Origin of the sequence: Microbacterium sp. NIBRBAC000506063 (assembly GCF_017968845.1) — a bacterium.
In the GTDB taxonomy this organism is placed as follows: domain Bacteria; phylum Actinomycetota; class Actinomycetes; order Actinomycetales; family Microbacteriaceae; genus Microbacterium.
The window spans coordinates 339,094-356,429 of the sequence record NZ_CP072876.1; the positions used below are offsets into that span (position 1 = coordinate 339,094).

Here is a 17,336-nt window from a genome sequence, read left to right on the forward strand (position 1 = left end):
GCAGCACGATGAAGCTCGGCACCGCCACGGCCAGGGGTATGCCGAAGGCGGGCTGGAGGCCGTCGATGAGCCAGAGGGTGAGGAAGCCCGCCAGCCACACGATGCCCCATACGAGCAGGATGTGCGGCACGAAGCCGGCCACCTGCCCCTCGACGCTGCGCTGCTGATCCTTCATCAGCGCCAGCATCTGCTCGGGCGACAGCGGGGTGTCGTCGGCGTGGTCGTCGCGCGATTCGGTGTTCATAAATAACTTTGTACTGCAAACTAGTTTTCATGTCAAGAGTCGTGCGCCGACATCTGCCCGCACAACTTCGCAGATCTGCACACCTCCGCAGGGACTCCGCCAAAACCTGCGAACCTGTGCAGATCTCCGCGCGAACGCCGTCGTACGATTGAGGGCTATGTCCACCGCCGTGATCTCCTATCCCCCGGAGCTGCCGGTCAGCGCCGCCCGCGAGGAGATCGCCGCCGCCATCCGCGACCACCAGGTCGTGATCGTCGCCGGCGCCACCGGCTCGGGCAAGACCACGCAGCTCCCCAAGATCTGCCTTGAGCTCGGCCGCGAGAACATCGCCCACACTCAGCCCCGCCGCCTGGCCGCGCGCACGATCGCCGAGCGCGTCGCCGAGGAGCTGGAGGTTCCGGTCGGCGGCCTCGTCGGCTACAAGGTGCGCTTCACCGACCAGGTGTCGGATGCCACGCGCATCGCGCTCCTGACCGACGGGATCCTCCTCAACGAGATCCACCGCGATCGGCTGCTCCGCCGCTACGACACCATCATCATCGACGAGGCGCACGAGCGCTCCCTCAACGTCGACTTCCTCCTCGGCTATCTCAAGCGCATCCTGCCTGAGCGGCCGGACCTCAAGGTGATCGTCACGAGCGCCACGATCGATCCGGAGAGCTTCGCACGGCACTTCGCCCGGCCGGGTGCGCCCGAGGTCCCGATCATCGAGGTGTCGGGACGGACGTTCCCGGTGGAGATCCGGTACCGGCCGCTCGTCGACGAGAACGCACCCGAGGACGGCGAGGCCGAGGACGAGGTCTCGGCGATCGTGGCCGCGCTCCGCGAGCTCGACCGCGAGCCCGCCGGCGATGTGCTCGTGTTCCTCCCCGGCGAGGCAGAGATCCGGGATGCGGCGGATGCCGTCCGCGGCGCCTACGCGAAGGACGCCCAGCCCACCGAGGTGCTCCCCTCTACGGCCGTCTGTCGGCCGCCGAGCAGCATCGGGTGTTCGAGAAGAGCCGTGTCGCCGGCATCCGACGCCGCGTGATCCTCGCCACGAACGTCGCCGAGACGAGTCTCACCGTCCCTGGCATCAAGTACGTGATCGACACCGGCACCGCCCGGATCTCGCGCTACAGCCCGCGCTCGAAGGTGCAGCGACTGCCGATCGAGGCGATCTCTCAGGCCTCCGCGAACCAGCGCTCCGGCCGCGCCGGCCGCACGAGCGACGGCATCGCGATCCGCCTCTACAGTGAGGAGGACTTCGTGCGGCGCCCGGAGTTCACCGAGCCGGAGATCCTGCGGACGACCCTGGCGTCGGTCACGCTGCAGATGCTCGCGCTCGGCTTCGGCGACCTCGCCGACTTCCCCTTCCTCACCTCGCCGGACTCCCGCGGCGTCAAGGCGGCGCTCGACCTGCTGACCGAGCTCGGCGCTGTGGCGCAGGACCCTTCGACGAGCTCAGGGACCGGAAATCGCCTGACGCGCATCGGCCGCGACATCGCCCGGATGCCGATCGACCCGCGGTTCGCGCGCATGCTCGTCGAGGCGGAGCGCACGGGCGTCGTCGAGGACGTGCTCGCGATCGTCGCCGGGCTGTCGATCCAGGACGTCCGTGAGCGGCCTTCCGCCGATGCCCCCGAGTCGGTGCGCCAGGAGGCGGAGCGGGCGCACGCGCGCTTCACCGACCCGACGAGCGACTTCCTCGCGATGCTCGGCCTGTGGAAGCACCTGCGCGCGAAGCAGAAGGAGCTCGGCTCCAGCGCCTTCCGCAGGATGTGCCGCAGCGAGCACCTGAACTATGTGCGCGTGCGCGAGTGGTTCGACGTGCACCGGCAGCTGCGATCGCTTCTGCCGAAGGGCGACCGCTCCCGCCGCCACCCCCGGTCGTCCCACGCAGACGACACCCACCTCCGGTCGTTGAGCGAGGAGCGCAGCGACGAGACGAAACGCGGTGACGTCCCGCAAGCGCGCCAGGGCGTTTCGTCTCGGGATCGCTGCGCGATTCCTCGCTCAACGACCGGAAGGGGGACGTTCCGCGAGGGGCACCGCCGGGAGGGACGCGAGGAACGACCGGGGGCGGACGCCGGGGCCGACGCGCATGCCGACGCGATCCACCGCGCGATCCTGGCCGGGCTCCTCTCCCAGATCGGGATCCTGGACGAACGGAACGCGAAGAGCGCGAAGGGCGCCAAGGACCCGAAGCGCCGCATCGCCGAATACCGGGGCGCCCGCGGCATCCGGTTCTCCATCTTCCCCGGGTCGGGTCTGCGGAAGAAGGGCCCGCGTGCGGTCATGGCCGCCGAGATCGTCGAGACCTCGCGCACCTTCGCCCGGACGGTCGCCGCGATCGACCCGGCCTGGGCGGAGGCGCTGGCCGGAGACCTCGCCAAGCGTCAGGTCTCCGAGCCGCACTGGTCGAAGGACGCCGGCGCCGCCATCGCCTTCGAGAAGGTGACGCTCTTCGGCGTGGAGATCGTGCCGCGCCGGCGCATCCCGTTCGCCCGCATCGATCGGGCCGGTTCCCGAGAGCTGTTCCTGCGCCACGCACTCGTCGAGGGCGAGTGGGAACCCTCGCGGCTGAACAGGCAGGCGGGCGCTTTCTGGCGCAGCAACACCGAGCTGCGCCGACGCCTGGAGAAACTGGAGGAGCGCGAGCGCCGCCGCGACATCCTCGCCGGAGACGAGGCGGTCTACCGCTTCTACGACGAGCGGATCCCGGCCGAGGTGTTCGACGTGCGCTCCTTCGAGAGGTGGTGGCGCGATGCGCGAGAGAAGACGCCGAAGCTGCTCGTCATGCGCGAGTCCGACCTGGTCGATCGCGACGATCGCGCCGATCAGAGCGAGTTCCCCACCCGCTGGACGCAGGGCGACCAGCAGCTCGGTCTCGCCTACCGCTTCGAGCCCGGCGCCGCCGACGACGGCGTGAGCGTCGTCGTACCCCTCGCGCTCCTCGCCCAGATCGACGACCGCGGCTTCGACTGGCAGGTGCCCGGGCTGCGCGCGGAGCTCGTCACGGGCCTGCTGCGGGCACTTCCCAAGGCGATCCGCCGTCATGTGGTCCCGCGGCCGACTGGGCCGAGAAGTTCGGCGCGGAGCTGTCGGGAGCAGGTCCCGAGAACTCAGACGGCCTGCCCGAGCGCACCCTCCGCGAGACGCTCGCCCGATTCATCCAACCGCTCGCGAACCAGCCGGTGAGCGCGGACGACTTCAACATGGAGCGCGTGCCCGCCCATCTGCGGATGAACTTCCGCGCCGTCGACGAACGCGGGCGCGTGGTGGGGAGCGGCCGCGACCTGACCGCGCTGCAGACGCAGTTGTCGGATCGCGCGCGGACGGCGGTCTCGCGCTCCTTGAGCGCACCGCCCCGCGCTCCCCGGTCGCCCGGGCCGAGGACGAAGGATGCCGGCGGCGCTTCGAACGCCTCGGCGCCGATCGAGCGCGAGAACCTCACCGCCTGGGACTTCGGCGACCTCCCCGAAGTGCTGGACACGAAGGTCGCCGGCGGCATCGTGCGCGGATACCCTGCCGTCGTCGACGCCGGCAGGACGGCTTCGATCCGCGTGGAGGCGACGGCGGATGCCGCGGCCGCCGCGACGCGCGACGGCGTCCTCCGCCTCGTGCTGCTGGGCGTCCCTCCCCCGCCGCCTATGTGCAGGAACACCTGACCGCGCCCGAGAAGCTCGCCCTGGCCGCGTCGCCGTATCCCTCCGCCGCCGCGCTCATCGAGGACTGCCGCCGGGCGGTCGCCCGTGCTCTCATCGAACAGGACGCGCCGGGTGGCGTGATCCGCGCCGAGGCCGAGTTCACCCGGGTGCGCGATGCGGTCTCGGCCCGCATCGTCGACGAGCTGTTCGCCTGCGTCTCGCTCGTGGCGAAGATCCTTACCGCGGCGCGGGACGTGGAGCGCGGCATCCGATCGCAGAACTCCCTGGCCCTGCTCGGCACGCTGAACGACATCAAGGGTCAGCTGGCCGGCCTCGTCTTCCCCGGCTTCGTCTCGGCGACCGGCCGCGAGCGCCTCGCGCACTATCCCCGCTACCTCAGCGGGATCCTCGAGCGGCTGAAGACGCTGGAGGACGCGCCCGGCAAGGATCGCGCGCGCCTCTCCGAATACGAGCGCATGGCGCAGGTGTTCGCGGATGCCGGAGGCACGGTGCCGCCGGCATCCGACTCCCCGGCCGCCCTCACCGAGGTGCGCTGGCTGCTCGAGGAGTACCGGGTGAGCCTGTTCGCGCAGCGCCTGGGCACCGCGCAGCCGGTCTCGCCGCAGCGGATCCAGAAGGCGCTCTCGACCCTCCGCTGAAATCGCGTCCCTTCCCGTCCCGGCGGCGCCTTCCGGGCCAGGACTGGCTAGCCTGGAGGCATGGCTCAGGCAATCGTCTACACCGAGATCGGTCCCCCTCCGTGCTGCGACTGGAGGAGGTGCCGGAACCCGCCCCGGCCCCGGTCAGCTCGTCGTGGCCGTGCAGGCCGCGGGGTGAACCCGATCGACGCGAAGCTGCGCGGAGGCGTCCGCCCTCCCCGCCGATCACCGAGCCGCGCCGAGTGGGATTCGACGGCGCGGGCGTCGTCTCCGCCGTCGGCGAGGGGATCACCGCCTTCTCCGTGGGAGACCGCGTCGCGATCGGCTGGGGTGCGGGCACCTACGCGACGTCCGTCGTCGTCGACGCCGCGCACGCGGCTCTTATTCCCGATGAGGTGACGGCCGAAGAGGGCGCAGGCATCGGCATCCCGCGGGCACCGCCTATCAGGCGCTGAAGTCCCTGGGCGTCGAAGCCTCCGACACCCTTCTCATCCACGGCGGCAGCGGGGCGGTCGGCCAGGCGGCGATCCAGTTCGCCGTGGCGTGGGGCGCGACCGTCGTCGCCACCGGCAGCCCGGCCCGCCACGAGCAGCTGCGCGCGCTCGGGGCGATCCCGGTCGCCTACGGAGAAGGACTTCTCGAGCGTCTCCGTGAAGCCGCGCCCGACGGCGTCACCGTCGCGCTCGACTGCGCCGGCACTGACGAGGCCCTCGACACCTCCCTCGCCCTCGTCGCCGACCGCGGGCGCGTCGCCACGATCGTGCGAGGGCCGGATGCGGCGGACTACGGCATCCGCGCCTTCTCCGGAGGGTCGCCGACCCCGCTCACCGAGCAGGAGAACGCCTGGCGGATCGCAGCGTTGGCGGCCACCGTCGAGCTCATCGCCCGGGGCGACTTCGTGATCGACCTCGGCCCGCAATTCGCGCTGGCCGATGCCGCGAAGGCGCATGAGCTCGTCGAGACCGGCAAGGCCGGCGGCAAGATCGTGCTCATTCCGTGAGCGCGGACGCGAACGAGCTTCTGCAGGCGCGCTACGGACGAGGTCAGGCCCCGGAGCTGTCGATCGACGTCCCCGAGGCCCTCGCGCTCCTGCTGCGTCACCGCTCGGTGCGGGCCTTCACCGATGCGCCCGTGGGCGACGACGCGGTCACGGCGATCATCGCCGCCGCGCAGTCCGCCTCCTCATCATCGAACCACCAGGCGTACAGCATCATCGAGGTCCGCGACCCCGCACGCAAGCAGCGGCTCGTCGAGCGCGGCCGCGGCAGCCTCTTCCTCCCCAGGCGCCCGTGATCCTGCTCTTCGTCGCGGACTGGGCGCGAAACGGACAGCTCGCCGCCCGCAGCGGTGAGGACCATGCGGCGACCGAGTACCTCGAGAGCACGCTGGTCGCGGTGGCGGATGCGGCCCTCGCCGCCCAGAACGCCGTCGTCGCCGCATCCGCCCTCGGGCTGGGAGCCTGCTTCCTGGGATCGCTGCGCAACGAGACCGACTTCATGGCGGAGGAGTTCGCCCTCCCTCCCGGGGCGGTCATCGTCTTCGGCGTCGCTCTCGGGTGGCCCGACCCCGCCGAGCGGGCGGGCGTCAAGCCGCGGCTTCCCCAGAGGGTCGTGCGTCACCGCGAAAGGTACACGGATGCCGCGCCGGAGGACATCGAGGCCTATGACCGGGCGCTCGCGGAGTACTACCGCGCCTACGGCCGCTCGCACAGCTGGATCTCGGCCGCCATCGGCCGGGTGCGCGACATCGCCGGGCTGCACGGCCGCGAGGGCATGCGCGCCGCCTTCGCCCGACGCGGGCTGCCGTCGCGCTGACGCGCGCCCGGCCCACCCCGACCCCGTACGCTGGGGGCATGACCGGACTTCGCTGGGGCATTCTCGCCACCGGATTCATCGCACGCCTCTTCACCGAAGACCTCCGCGCCTCGGGGATCGAAGTCGTCGCGGTCGGATCCCGCTCTCAGGAGTCGGCGGACGCCTTCGCCGCGCGCTTCAAGATCCCGCGCGCCTACGGCAGCTATGAGGAGCTGGTGGCGGATGCCGAGGTCGACATCGTCTACGTCGCCACGCCGCATCCGCAGCACGCGGAGAACGCCCTGGCCGCGCTCGCGGCGGGCAAGCACGTCCTCGTGGAGAAGCCCTTCACCCTGAACCGGGCCGAGGCCGAGAGGGTGCGGGCCTTCGCCGCCGAACGGGGCCTCCTGGTGATGGAGGCGATGTGGACCCGGTATCTCCCCCACATCGTCCGGATGCGGGAGCTCCTCGCGGGCGGGGCGATCGGCGAGATCCGGGCCGTGACCGCCGCGCACATGCAGCTGCTGCCGACCGATCCCGCGCACCGGCTCAACGACCTCGCGCTCGGCGGCGGCGCGCTGCTCGACCTGGGCATCTATCCCGTCTCCTTCGTCTGGGACGTGCTGGGCGCGCCGACGAGCGTCCATGCCGTCGGGCGGCTCTCGGAGACCGGCGCCGACACCGAGGTCGCGACCGTCATGACCCACGCGGGTGGCGTGGTCTCGACCACCCTGAGCTCGTCACGTGCGGCCGGGGCCAGCACGGCCACCGTCGTCGGCACCGAGGGGCGCATCGAGATCGATCACTTCTGGCTGGCGCCGAGCACCCTGCGTCTGGTCGGTCCGGACGGGACCGTGCGCGAGGAGTTCGACGGGCGCCCGGCATCCGACGAAGGGCGAGGCATGCAGTTCGAGGCCTACGCCGCCGAGCGCCTCGTACGCGAGGGCCTGATCGACGGCGAGGTGCTGCCGATCGCCGAGACCGTCGCCATCATGGGGTGCCTGGATGAGATCCGCGGGCAGATCGGCGTCCGCTACCCTGACGAGACCGACCGCTGAGCGCGGCGAAGGAGCATCATGGCTGAGAACCCGGACACCCGCGTCGCGGTCTACCTCGACTTCGACAACATCGTCATCTCCTGGTACGACCGGGTGCACGGACGCAACGCCTACGGCAAGGACCGCCAGAAGATCGCCGAGAACCCGGGCGATCCCGAGGTCGCCGAGCGGCTCGCGCAGGCGACGATCGAGGTCGGCGCCATCATCGACTACGCGTCCTCCTGGGGCACGCTCGTCCTCACCCGCGCCTATGCCGACTGGTCGTCACCGGTCAATGCCGTGTACCGCTCGCAGCTGGTCGCCCGGGCCGTGGATCTCGTGCAGCTGTTCCCGGCGGCGGCCTACGCGAAGAACGGCGCCGACATCCGCCTGGCCGTCGACACGGTCGAGGACATGTTCCGCCTCCCCGACCTCACCCATGTGGTGATCGTCGCGGGCGACAGCGACTACGTCCCGCTCGCGCAGCGCTGCAAGCGCCTCGGCCGCTATGTGATCGGCGTCGGCGTCGCCGGCTCCACCGCGAAGTCGCTCGCGGCGGCGTGCGACCAGTTCGAGTCCTACGACTCCCTGCCGGGCGTCGCCCCGATCGCCGAGGCGGAGCCCAAGGAGGTCCCCAAGGCGAAGGCCGCACCGCGCCGCGCGAAGGCCAGCGGCAAGGCGCCGGCGAAGGACGAGGCGACCGCGCTGCTGGAGCGCGCCCTGCGGCTCGGGCACGACAAGAGCGACGGCGACGACGACTGGTTGCACAGCTCGGCCGTGAAGACCCAGATGCGCCGAATGGACCCCTCCTTCAGCGAGAAGGCCCTCGGCTACAAGTCGTTCTCGGAGTTCCTGAAGTCGCGTGACGCGGTCGCCGAGCTCGAGGAGACCGGCCACGAGCGGCTCGTGCGGCTGCGGGGGCGTTAGAGGCGAGCCCCGGGCGGGTTCAGACGCTGCGCAGGCCGCGCCACGCGATCATCGCCACGGCCGCCGTGGCGATGCCGATCACACCGTAGCCGACACGCGGTCCGAAGGCGTCCGCGAGCGCGCCGACGAGGAGTCCCGTGACCACGTTCGAGCCCGGCATGGCCATCGTCCAGATCCCCATGACCCGGCCTCGGATCGGCGCCGGGGTCTGAAGCATGACGAAGGCGTTGGCCCGCGCGATGAACCACATGGAGGCGGCGCCCACCAGCGCCATCGCCGCGAACAGCGAGGGAAGGGTCGGCGCGAGGGCCGCCAGCACGACAGCCGCGGCCAGCGCGAGGGCGAGGGTGCGCACCTCCCCGCTGCGCGGATCGACGGGCCCCGCGGCGGAGAGCAGCGCCCCGGGCAGAGCGCCGAGGCCGAACGCCACGGCCAGCGCGCCGTAGGTCTCGCCACCGGCGCGGAACACCTCGGAGACCATCAGCGGCATCACGACGGCGATGTTGAAGGACGCCGACGCCCCCACGGCGAGGACGAGCGTCGCCCGGATCGGCGGCGTGAAGGACGCGTAGCGCCAGGCCGACCTCCACGAGGCCGCGGGGATCGCCGGAGGCGGCGGGTCCGTCGCATCCGCTCCTCCCGCCTGCGGCCCGCGATCCGAGGGGCGCCCCAGGGACAGCAGCACGATCAGGGCGGGGACGAAGGCGAGGGCGTTCACGACGAAGCACCAGCCCGTGTGACCGACGAGCAGCAGGATGCCGGCGAGCGCCGGACCGATGATGCGCGCGCGTTGATCACGACCTCGTTCATGCTCACCGCGCTCGTCACCCGATCGCGGCCGACGATGTCGAGCACGAGAAGCTGGCGGGCCGGGTTGTCCGCGGCGAAGGCCAGACCCTGCACGAGCGAGAGTCCGACGAGGGCGGGAATCGTCGCCGTGCCGGTGAACACGAGCACGGCGAACGCGGCGGCGACCAGCATCTGCACGGTCTGCGTCACGATGAGCACCCCGCGCCGGGAGAACCTGTCGACGAACGCCCCCGCGACCGAGCCCAGCAGGAGCGTGGGGAGCATCATGCATCCGGTGACCAGACCGAGAGCCACCCCGTCGCCGCCCAACTCCACGACGAGCCACGCCACGGCGACCGCCGACGCCATCCCGCCCGCGCCGGAGAGGAGCTGCGCGAGACTCCAGCGCCGGTACTCCCGCACCTGGAGCGACCGGAACGAGCGCGCGAGCGCGGCGGCGAGCCTAGCCCGTCGCGTCACGCTGCACGCCGTGTCCGTGGGGGAAGAGGGGATCCTCCGTGTCGAAGGGGACATCGGTGCGGGAGGCCTCGACGGCAGCCGTCGACCGCGGCAGGTCGAAGGGAAGCCGCCGGTGAAGGCGCTCCTCCCGGTGAGCGCCTCCCACACGACGTCGTCGGAGGCGCCGTAGTCGACGACCAGGCAGGCGGCGGCGTCGACGATCGGGGTCAGAACCGCGGGTCGCTCGAGGTAGACGATGACCACGGTGGGCGCCTTCGCGGCGAGCGCGGCCACACGATCGGTCACCCCGGCCGGGAACGCGAGGCTTCCGCCGTGCAGGAAGTCTCCCAGCCTGCTGTCCGGATCGGGCTCCCACGGCGAGTCCAGCCGGACGACGATGAGATCCGCCTCGTCCGGCGTCCCGACCTCGGCGAGGCCGTGCCGGGACGCGCCCTCGATGCCCTCGCCGTAGACGGCAGTGCCGCTCCGGATGGGGAGCGCGCCCTCGTCCGTGAGCAGCGTGAGGGAACGCCGCTGAGCCTGGAGGCCGCGCTCCCGGAATGCGGGATCGTGCGCGACACCCGTCGCCGAACGGGGATCGGCCGGCTGCGCGTCGAAGAGGCCGAGCCGGAACTTCTCGAGGAGGATACGGCGCACGGACTGGTCGATCCGCTCCTCGCTGACCCGACCGGTTCGCACGAGCTCGACGACCTCGGCGGTGCTCGTATCCCCGCCGAACTGGTCGATCCCGACGTCGAAGGCGAGCGCGAGGCGCTCGGAGACCGAGAGGTGCCAGGCGCCGTGCGCGATCGGCCCGAAGGGCTCGCCCTCGAAGGGCTCCGCGTCGATGACGTTCCAGTCGGTCGTCACGATGCCGTCGAAACCGTAGGCGCCGCGCAGCAGGTCGTGGACGACGGACCGGTTGAAGGCGAAGCCGCGCTCCTCCCAGTCGGTGCCCACCGGCTTCCCGTAGTAGACCATGAACTGGGTGGCGCCGGCCTGCATCGCCCTCTCGAAGGGGCGGAGGTGGAGCTGCTGCATCCCGCCCGGATACACCTGGTCCGGATAGCGCACGTCGATCGCGTCATTGCCGTCTTTCTGCGGGCCCGCTCCCGGGAAGTGCTTCACGACGGCGGTGACGCTCGCGGCACCGAGGGCATCACCCCCGCGCAGACCGCGGATGAAGGCCGCCGTCAGCTCGGAGACGGCATCGACGTCTTCGCCGAAGGTGCCGTAGCCGCGCACCCAGCGGGGCTCGGTGAACAGGTCGGCCATCGGACCGAGATACGAGCGGATGCCCATCGCGAGGAGCTCGCGGCGCACGATGTCGCCGTACTCCTCGGCGAGCGCGATGTCGCCGATGGCGCCCAGCCCGGTGTGCTCGGGCCAGCGCGAGAGCGCATCGATCGAGGTCCCCGTGTACGGGCTGGACTTGTAGCCGCTGCGCGGATCGGTGGACACCGTCATGGGAATGCCGAGTCGCGTCTCGGCGGCCAGGCGCTGCAGCGTGTTCGTCCACTCCGCGATCTGAGCGGGGTCGGTGCCGTTGACCATCACGACGTGGGAGATGAGCTTGCCCTGCAGGTGCTCGCGGGCCGTCGCCAGCGCCTCCTCCGGCGAGACCTTCTCGTCTGCCAGCCAGGAGTAGGGGTGGAAGAGCTGTCCCGCCTTCTCCTCCACCGTCATCCGCGCCAGCAGGTCGGAGGCTCGCTGCTCCGGAGACAGGGCGGGGTCGCGGTAGTCGGGCACGACGATCACTGGTTGCTGAACGCGGCGTCGAAGGAGGTCTCCGGCTTCGGCCACAGCAGCGACCGCACGTAGTCCACCGCTTCCGCGGCGCCGTGCAGACGGTCCATGCCGGCGTCCTCCCACTCGATCGAGATCGGACCGGTGTACCCGATCGCCTCCAGGGCGCGGAACGAGTCCTCCCAGGGCACGTCGCCGTGGCCGGTCGAGACGAAGTCCCAGCCGCGACGCGGGTCCCCCACGGGAGGTGCGAGCCCATGACTCCCGCACGCCCGTTCGTCGGCCGCATCCGCGTGTCCTTGCAGTCCACGTGGTAGATGCGGTCCTGGAAGTCCCAGATGAATCCGACCGGATCGATGTTCTGCCACATCATGTGCGAAGGATCCCAGTTGAACCCAAAGGCCTCGCGGTGATCGATGGCCTCGAGCGTGCGCACGCTCGTCCAGTAGTCGTAGGCGATCTCGCCGGGGTGCACCTCGTGCGCGAAGCGCACCCCCTCGGCGTCGAAGACGTCCAGGATCGGGTTCCAGCGGGCGGCGAAGTCCTCGAAGCCCGCCTCGATGACGGATGCCTCAACCGGCGGGAACATCGCCACATAGGGCCAGATCGACGAGCCCGTGAAGCCCACGACGGTGTCGACGCCAAGCTTGCGGGCCACCCGGGCCGCCCGCTTCATGTCCTCCGCGGCGCGCTGCCGCACCCCCTCGGCCTCGCCGTCTCCCCACACGTAGTCACGCAGGATCGCCTGATGCCGGAAGTCGATCGGCGCATCGCACACCGCCTGCCCCGCCAGATGGTTGGAGATCGCGAAGACCTCCAGCCCGTGGCGGTCGAGGATCTCCTTGCGCGAGGCGACATAGGCGTCGTCTTCGTCGGCGCGCTGCAGGTCCAGATGGTCGCCGGATGCCGCGATCTCCAGACCGTCATAGCCCCACTCGCTCGCGAGACGCGCCACCTCCTCGAGCGGCAGATCCGCCCACTGGCCGGTGAACAGGGTGACAGGGTGCGTTGCACTCATCGCCCGGCCTCGGGGTAGGTGGAAGCGACCCAAGACCAACTGGTCTTGGCACTCTCGAAAGGTTCCATGCTGGGCTTGTCCACCTCGATGATCACTGAACCGGCGAAGTCGCCCGGCAGCGCGGCGAGCGCGGCGATGATCGGCACGTCGCCCAGTCCCGGCTCGAGGAAGAAACGCTGCGACATCACCTCGAAGTAGGGAGTGGGTGTACGCCGGGACTCCTCGGCAAGCGCGAGGTCCAGATCCTTCACGTGCAGATCTGAGATTCGCTCGGCGTTCGCCGCGACCCACGCGACGACATCGGCGCCCGTCCACGCGAGATGACCGATGTCAGGTCCGGCGGCAAGCAAGGAATCGGGAACTGCAGCCAGGACGTAGTCGAACTCGTCCACCGTCTCGATCCAGGTGCCGACGTGATTGTGCAACGCGGGGTGATGCCCTCCGAGACGAGCACCTCCGCAGCTTCGCCAATGATGTTGGCGACGCGATCGAGGCGAGCCGGATCGGCGTCGTAGCCGACGGCGGCAGCTGTGTCGATCCTTGGACGGCCCGGGGCCATATCGGCTGCAAGGAACACGCGGTCAAGGCCCATGTAGTTGGTCTCCTCGGCCCGGCGCCGAATCCCGTCGAACCATCGGAAATAGGCGTCGGAGCCTCCTTCATAGTCGAGTCCGAAGTCCTCGGGCAAGCCGATGTGCACATATCCCGGAGAGAGGCTGAGCCCCGAGTCGGCGACAACACGAGCGTAGGTTTGGAGCGTCTGCGTCGGCAGCACCTCCAGCATCACTGAAGAGAATCCGGCCGAACTCACCTCCTCCAACACACGAGGCTGCTTCGCGAGGAAGCTTGGTCGATCGAACTCCCAGCCGACCTCGCCGGGTTTCCCGCCGGCATCACCAAGGCTGACCGTGATCCATTGCAGGGTGTTGAGAGAGAAGTGGTCCTGAGTGAGCGTCATAGCTTCCTCCATTGCTCTAGAGCTATCATCCGGTTACATCAGCCAGCCAGCGAGCGGTGCGCTCGGCGCTGGCGACAGGGTCCATCGTGGCGCGATCGACCTCGATGATCACCCAGCCGTCGAAGGTCTCGGGGACCTCCGAGAGAGTGGCCACCAGATCGATGTCACCGAGACCCGGTTCGCGATAGAGCCCGGCGTCGGTGACCTTGTCGTAGGGGCGTGGATTCTCACGGCTGTCGGCTGCGATCGCCAGGTCTATGTCCTTGATGTGCAGGTCCTGCAGCCGGTCCGCCCACTTCCGCAACGCCTGTCTTGCATCGATCCCCGCCCATTCCAGGTGACCGATGTCGAAGGAGGCGCCAAGCCGTGTGGAACCGATCGCGTCCAGAACGTACTCGTACTCGTATTCGGTCTCGATCCATGTGCCGACATGGTTGTGCAGACCGGGTCGCACTCCCTCGGCGTTGAGCACATCGACGGCTTCGTCCAAGACATCGGTGAGCTCGTCGAGACGATCCTGAGAGAAATCGGCGCCGATGGCGGGACGCTGCCAGCGAACCGCTGCATAGTCGACCTCAGCGGCGAGGAACACGGTGTTCAGACCGAAGTAGTTGGACTCCTCCGCGCGACGGCGTACCGCATCGAACCAGTGAATCCGTTCGAAGGTTCCCCTTTCGAGTCGTCCGCCATGCTCCGAGGGCAAAGGCACCTGGACGTACCCGGGAGCCAGGGCGAGCCCGGACTCTTCGATCATGGCGGCATAGTTCTGGAGCGTCTGGGTCGCCAGGACCTCGAGCATGGTCGCCTCGAAGCCCGCGTCCTTGATCGCGGCGAGAACCGACGGGTACTCGGCCACGAAGCTTGGGTCGGCGAAGCGCCAGAGGCTGGCGCTGTCTAGATCGGTGGGATCCTCTTTGACGTTGATCCACTGAATCGCGTTGAGCGCGAACTTGAGGTCTCGCAAGTGCATCGGATGCCTTTCGTCGATCACTTCAGCCCTGCGGTGGCGACACCCTGGATGAAGTATTTCTGGAGGAAGAGGAAGAGGATCAGGATCGGGAGCAGAACAACCATGGCGCCGGCGAGCAACAGTCCGAACGAGATCGTGTTGGACGACTGCGACGCGACGGCGAGCCCGACCGGAGCGGTGTACGTCGCCTGCGATTGGGCGACCACGAGCGGCCAGAGGAAGTTGTTCCACGACGCCAGGAACGACAGGATCGCGACGGTCGCAAGTCCTGGCCCGGTCAGCGGCAGGAAGATGCGGAAGAACAGCCGTGCCTCCCCCGCACCGTCAAGGCGCGCGGCCTCCATGAGTTCGAACGGGACCGAGTGGGCGAACTGGCGCATGATGAACACACATAGAGGTTGCACGAGAACCGGGAGGATGATCGCGGCGAGCGTGTTCACCAGACCCAACTGCACAACGACGACGAACTGCGGGACGAACAACGCGACGTATGGCACGATCATCGCCATGATCACGAGGGGAAGACGAGCCCTCTCCCGCGGAACCGCAACTTCGCCAACGCGTAGCCTGCCATCGCGCTGAAGAGCACATTGCCCACAACCGCCACGCCCGAGACGATGAAGCTGTTGATCATATAGTCGCCGAACCCGCGGTCGGCGAAGAGTTGCACGTAGTTCTGGATCTGGAAGGACTCCGGGAACCATGCACCGGGGTTGGAGAGGAACTCGCCCTGCGTCTTGAACGATCCGAAGAACACCCAGACGAAGGGCAGCAGCATAAACGCCGTGATGACGACCAGTGCCGTGTAGTTGAACGCGAGTCGCGTCGGTGTGTGAGTCTTCAATGTTTCGGCCTCAGCATTCGGAACTGCACGATCGCGACGACGGCGACAAGGATGAGCAAGAGCACGGAACCTGCCATCGAAGCGGAGATGTTGCCGAAGCCGAACTGCTCATAGACCCACAGAGCGATCGACTTGGTCGAACCGAGCGGCCCTCCCTTGGTGAGCAGGTACGGCTCCTCGAAGATGTTCAGGAACGACACCGTCATCAGCACGGTGACCAGCAGCGTGGTCGGACGCAGCAGGGGGAGCGTGATCGACCAGAAGCGACGGAAAGGTCCTGCCCCGTCTGTGGCAGCCGCTTCGTAGACCTCTTCCGGGACGGCCTGCAGGCCGGCGAGGAACAGGATCATGCAGGTTCCGGCAGTTCTCCACACACCCATCATCACGACCGTGGTGATGGCCGAGCCTGGCTCTCCTAGCCAGTTCAGACCGGGAACTCCCAGTTCGCCCAGCGCCGAGTTGACCGGGCCGGTGATCGAGAAGGCGTACTGCCAGATCACGGCAGCGGCCACGATGTTCGTGATCACAGGGACGTACGCTGCCGCGCGGAAGAACGTCCGCAGCCGACGGATACCATTGTTCAGCATCAGTGCGAGCGCCATTCCCAGAGCCATGCTCAGGGGAACGCAGAGGACGACGAACATGATCGTGTTCCCGAAGGCGCTCTGGAACGAGGCGTTTCCGAGAACGGCGATGAAACCGTCGAGTCCCGTGAAGTTGACGTTGAAGGGATCGCGCAGATCACGCGCGGTCATATCCGTCAGGCTCGTGCTCAGCGCGAGCACCGCCGGGATGGCGGTGAAGGTGGCGAATATCAGAAGGAACGGTGCAAGAAAGACCCACGCGCTGATCGTCTCGGCGCGGGATCCCTCATGCGCGCGGCGGCCGCCTCGGGGGCGTCGGCGAGACGCCCCCGAGGTGACCACTGCGCGAGTCGTGGAGGTGGACATGATCGCCCTTAGTTGCCCATCCCGATGGACTCCGCCTGCTGCTGCGCGGCATCGAGAGCCTCCTGCGCAGAGATGCCGCCACGCACAACGCGCTCCATCTGCTCGCCGATGACGGTTCCGACCTGAGTCCACGTCGACACCTTCGGAAGGTTCACACCGCTCTCGAGCCCGAGTCGGACAGTGTCCAGGAGACGGCCTTCCAGCGCGGGGTCGTCCCAGGCCGCCGAGACCGCCGGCATGTTCTTGAAGATGCGGTACCACTCCACCTGGTTCTCCGGCTCCGACATGAATCGGGCGAACTTCCACGCTGCATCCTTGTTCGACGAGTCGGTGGGAACGAACCAGCTGCCACCGCCGACGGTCGTCGCCTTCTGTCCGCCGGGGCCAGCCGCACCTTCGAGGAAGGTGAGGTTCTCGTCGACCCAGCCGGTACCGTTCGCGTCGTCGAACCAGGCGGCGAACCACGGTCCGGCATCGACCACGGCGGCGTTCTTGCCGGTGCTTGTCCACGGCACCGTGTCGAGGAACGCCGGACCGTCCGGCGATGCAAGGCCGTCCTTGATCAGTCCGGACCAGTACTCCAGCGCTTCGACGTTCTCCGGGGAGTTGATCGTCCATTCCGACAGATCGTCAGAGATGAGCGCACCGCCATTCTGAATCGCGAAGGACTGGAACTGGCGCGCAGTGTAAGCGTCGTAGGCGACGTACAGCGCCAGAGGGAACTCCACCCCGCTCGCCTTGAGGTCTTCGCCGAAGGCACGCAGGCTCGCCCAGTCGGTCGGTGCGGTAGCACCCGCAGCCTCGGCAAGGTCCGTGCGGTACATCGTCATCGTGGCATACGCGTACCAAGGCACTCCGTACGCGACGCCATCGTAGACGGAGTTGTCCCAGATCGATTCGAAGAAATCGGTCTCGTTGACAAGACCATCCGGAACAGGATCGAAGCCGCCCGTAGCGATGAGCGCAGACTGACTCTCGGTGAACGCATAGATGAGATCGGGAACCGTGCCGGCCGTGATCGCCGCAGTCATCTTGGACTGGAATTCCTCGGCAGGCACCTCGGTCATGCGCATCTCGACGTCGGGATTATCCGCTTTGAACTTCTCGAACATCTGAGGCAGTTCGGCGCCGTCGGCACCCTGCGTCCAGATCTCGACGACGCCCTCAGCGGGCGCGTCGTCGATCGTGACGGAATCACCGGGATCGGTCGTGGGACCGTCGTCGGCACGGCCGCATCCGGTGAGGATGAGCGCAGCGGATGCGACCAGCGCGGTGCCGGTCAGTGCCGCGGTGCGGCGGGATAGTTTCTGCAT

General features: G+C 68.8%; 11 protein-coding genes and 4 pseudogenes. 6 read left to right on the forward strand and 9 right to left on the reverse strand.

From position 1 onward, the window contains the following. Nucleotides 1-401: 401 nt before the first annotated feature. From hrpA to KAE78_RS01945, 6 genes and pseudogenes are all read left to right on the forward strand, one after another. Nucleotides 402-4,532 (forward strand): annotated as a pseudogene (gene hrpA / locus KAE78_RS01920) (ATP-dependent RNA helicase HrpA). A gap of 242 nt (nt 4,533-4,774) precedes the next feature. Beyond that, nucleotides 4,775-4,987 (forward strand): alcohol dehydrogenase catalytic domain-containing protein, encoded by a 213-nt coding sequence (locus KAE78_RS01925; protein ID WP_223171530.1) that lies wholly within the window; start codon nt 4,775-4,777, stop codon nt 4,985-4,987. An 83-nt stretch (nt 4,988-5,070) separates the two neighbouring features. Continuing rightward, nucleotides 5,071-5,532 carry a zinc-binding dehydrogenase gene (locus tag KAE78_RS01930; RefSeq protein ID WP_262927713.1) on the forward strand — a complete coding sequence of 154 codons (462 nt, stop codon included), beginning with the start codon at nt 5,071-5,073 and terminating at the stop codon, nt 5,530-5,532. Between the two features lie 131 nt (nt 5,533-5,663). After that, a pseudogene (locus KAE78_RS01935) lies at nt 5,664-6,346 on the forward strand (nitroreductase family protein). A 38-nt stretch (nt 6,347-6,384) separates the two neighbouring features. Beyond that, nucleotides 6,385-7,383, forward strand: a complete 999-nt coding sequence (locus KAE78_RS01940; RefSeq protein ID WP_223171532.1) for a Gfo/Idh/MocA family protein — start codon at nt 6,385-6,387, stop codon at nt 7,381-7,383. Nucleotides 7,384-7,401: 18 nt separating this feature from the next. Continuing rightward, a complete protein-coding gene (locus KAE78_RS01945; protein WP_223171533.1) occupies nt 7,402-8,289 on the forward strand; it encodes an NYN domain-containing protein in 888 nt (295 codons plus the stop codon). Between the two features lie 81 nt (nt 8,290-8,370). Here the strand turns inward: KAE78_RS01945 and KAE78_RS17135 are convergent. The 9 genes and pseudogenes from KAE78_RS17135 to KAE78_RS01995 all read right to left on the reverse strand — a co-directional run. Then, a pseudogene (locus tag KAE78_RS17135) lies at nt 8,371-11,223 on the reverse strand (MFS transporter); the annotation flags it as partial. 68 nt (nt 11,224-11,291) lie between these two features. Next, nucleotides 11,292-12,301: pseudogene (locus KAE78_RS01960) on the reverse strand (sugar phosphate isomerase/epimerase family protein). Continuing rightward, the gene (locus tag KAE78_RS01965) at nt 12,298-12,552 is read right to left on the reverse strand and encodes a hypothetical protein (RefSeq protein ID WP_223171534.1); all 255 of its coding nucleotides are present in this window, start codon (nt 12,550-12,552) and stop codon (nt 12,298-12,300) included. The pseudogene KAE78_RS01960 and the gene KAE78_RS01965 overlap by 4 nt, the downstream one beginning before the upstream one ends. Continuing rightward, on the reverse strand, nt 12,549-13,259 hold the full coding sequence (locus tag KAE78_RS01970; RefSeq protein WP_223171535.1) for a hypothetical protein: 711 nt from the start codon (nt 13,257-13,259) through the stop codon (nt 12,549-12,551). The genes KAE78_RS01965 and KAE78_RS01970 overlap by 4 nt, the downstream gene beginning before the upstream one ends. Before the next feature lie 25 nt (nt 13,260-13,284). Further along, entirely contained in the window at nt 13,285-14,229 is a 945-nt protein-coding gene (locus KAE78_RS01975; protein WP_223171536.1) for a sugar phosphate isomerase/epimerase family protein, read from the reverse strand. A 17-nt stretch (nt 14,230-14,246) separates the two neighbouring features. Then, entirely contained in the window at nt 14,247-14,726 is a 480-nt protein-coding gene (locus KAE78_RS01980; RefSeq protein ID WP_262927714.1) for a carbohydrate ABC transporter permease, read from the reverse strand. 14 nt (nt 14,727-14,740) lie between these two features. Then, the gene (locus KAE78_RS01985; protein ID WP_223171538.1) at nt 14,741-15,073 is read right to left on the reverse strand and encodes a carbohydrate ABC transporter permease; all 333 of its coding nucleotides are present in this window, start codon (nt 15,071-15,073) and stop codon (nt 14,741-14,743) included. Then, complete coding sequence (locus tag KAE78_RS01990; protein ID WP_223171539.1) at nt 15,070-15,858, reverse strand: carbohydrate ABC transporter permease; 789 nt, start codon at nt 15,856-15,858, stop codon at nt 15,070-15,072. The genes KAE78_RS01985 and KAE78_RS01990 overlap by 4 nt, the downstream gene beginning before the upstream one ends. Nucleotides 15,859-16,031: 173 nt before the next feature. Then, nucleotides 16,032-17,336 (reverse strand): extracellular solute-binding protein, encoded by a 1,305-nt coding sequence (locus tag KAE78_RS01995; RefSeq protein ID WP_223171540.1) that lies wholly within the window; start codon nt 17,334-17,336, stop codon nt 16,032-16,034.

Bases quoted from the DNA above. Each gene is read 5' to 3' on its own strand.
- KAE78_RS01995 (WP_223171540.1), bottom strand. From the start codon at position 17,336: ATGCAGAAACTATCCCGCCGCACCGCGGCACTGACCGGCACCGCGCTG.
- KAE78_RS01945 (WP_223171533.1), top strand. From the start codon at position 7,402: ATGGCTGAGAACCCGGACACCCGCGTCGCGGTCTACCTCGACTTCGAC.
- KAE78_RS01970 (WP_223171535.1), bottom strand. From the start codon at position 13,259: ATGACGCTCACTCAGGACCACTTCTCTCTCAACACCCTGCAATGGATC.
- KAE78_RS01940 (WP_223171532.1), top strand. From the start codon at position 6,385: ATGACCGGACTTCGCTGGGGCATTCTCGCCACCGGATTCATCGCACGC.
- KAE78_RS01975 (WP_223171536.1), bottom strand. From the start codon at position 14,229: ATGCACTTGCGAGACCTCAAGTTCGCGCTCAACGCGATTCAGTGGATC.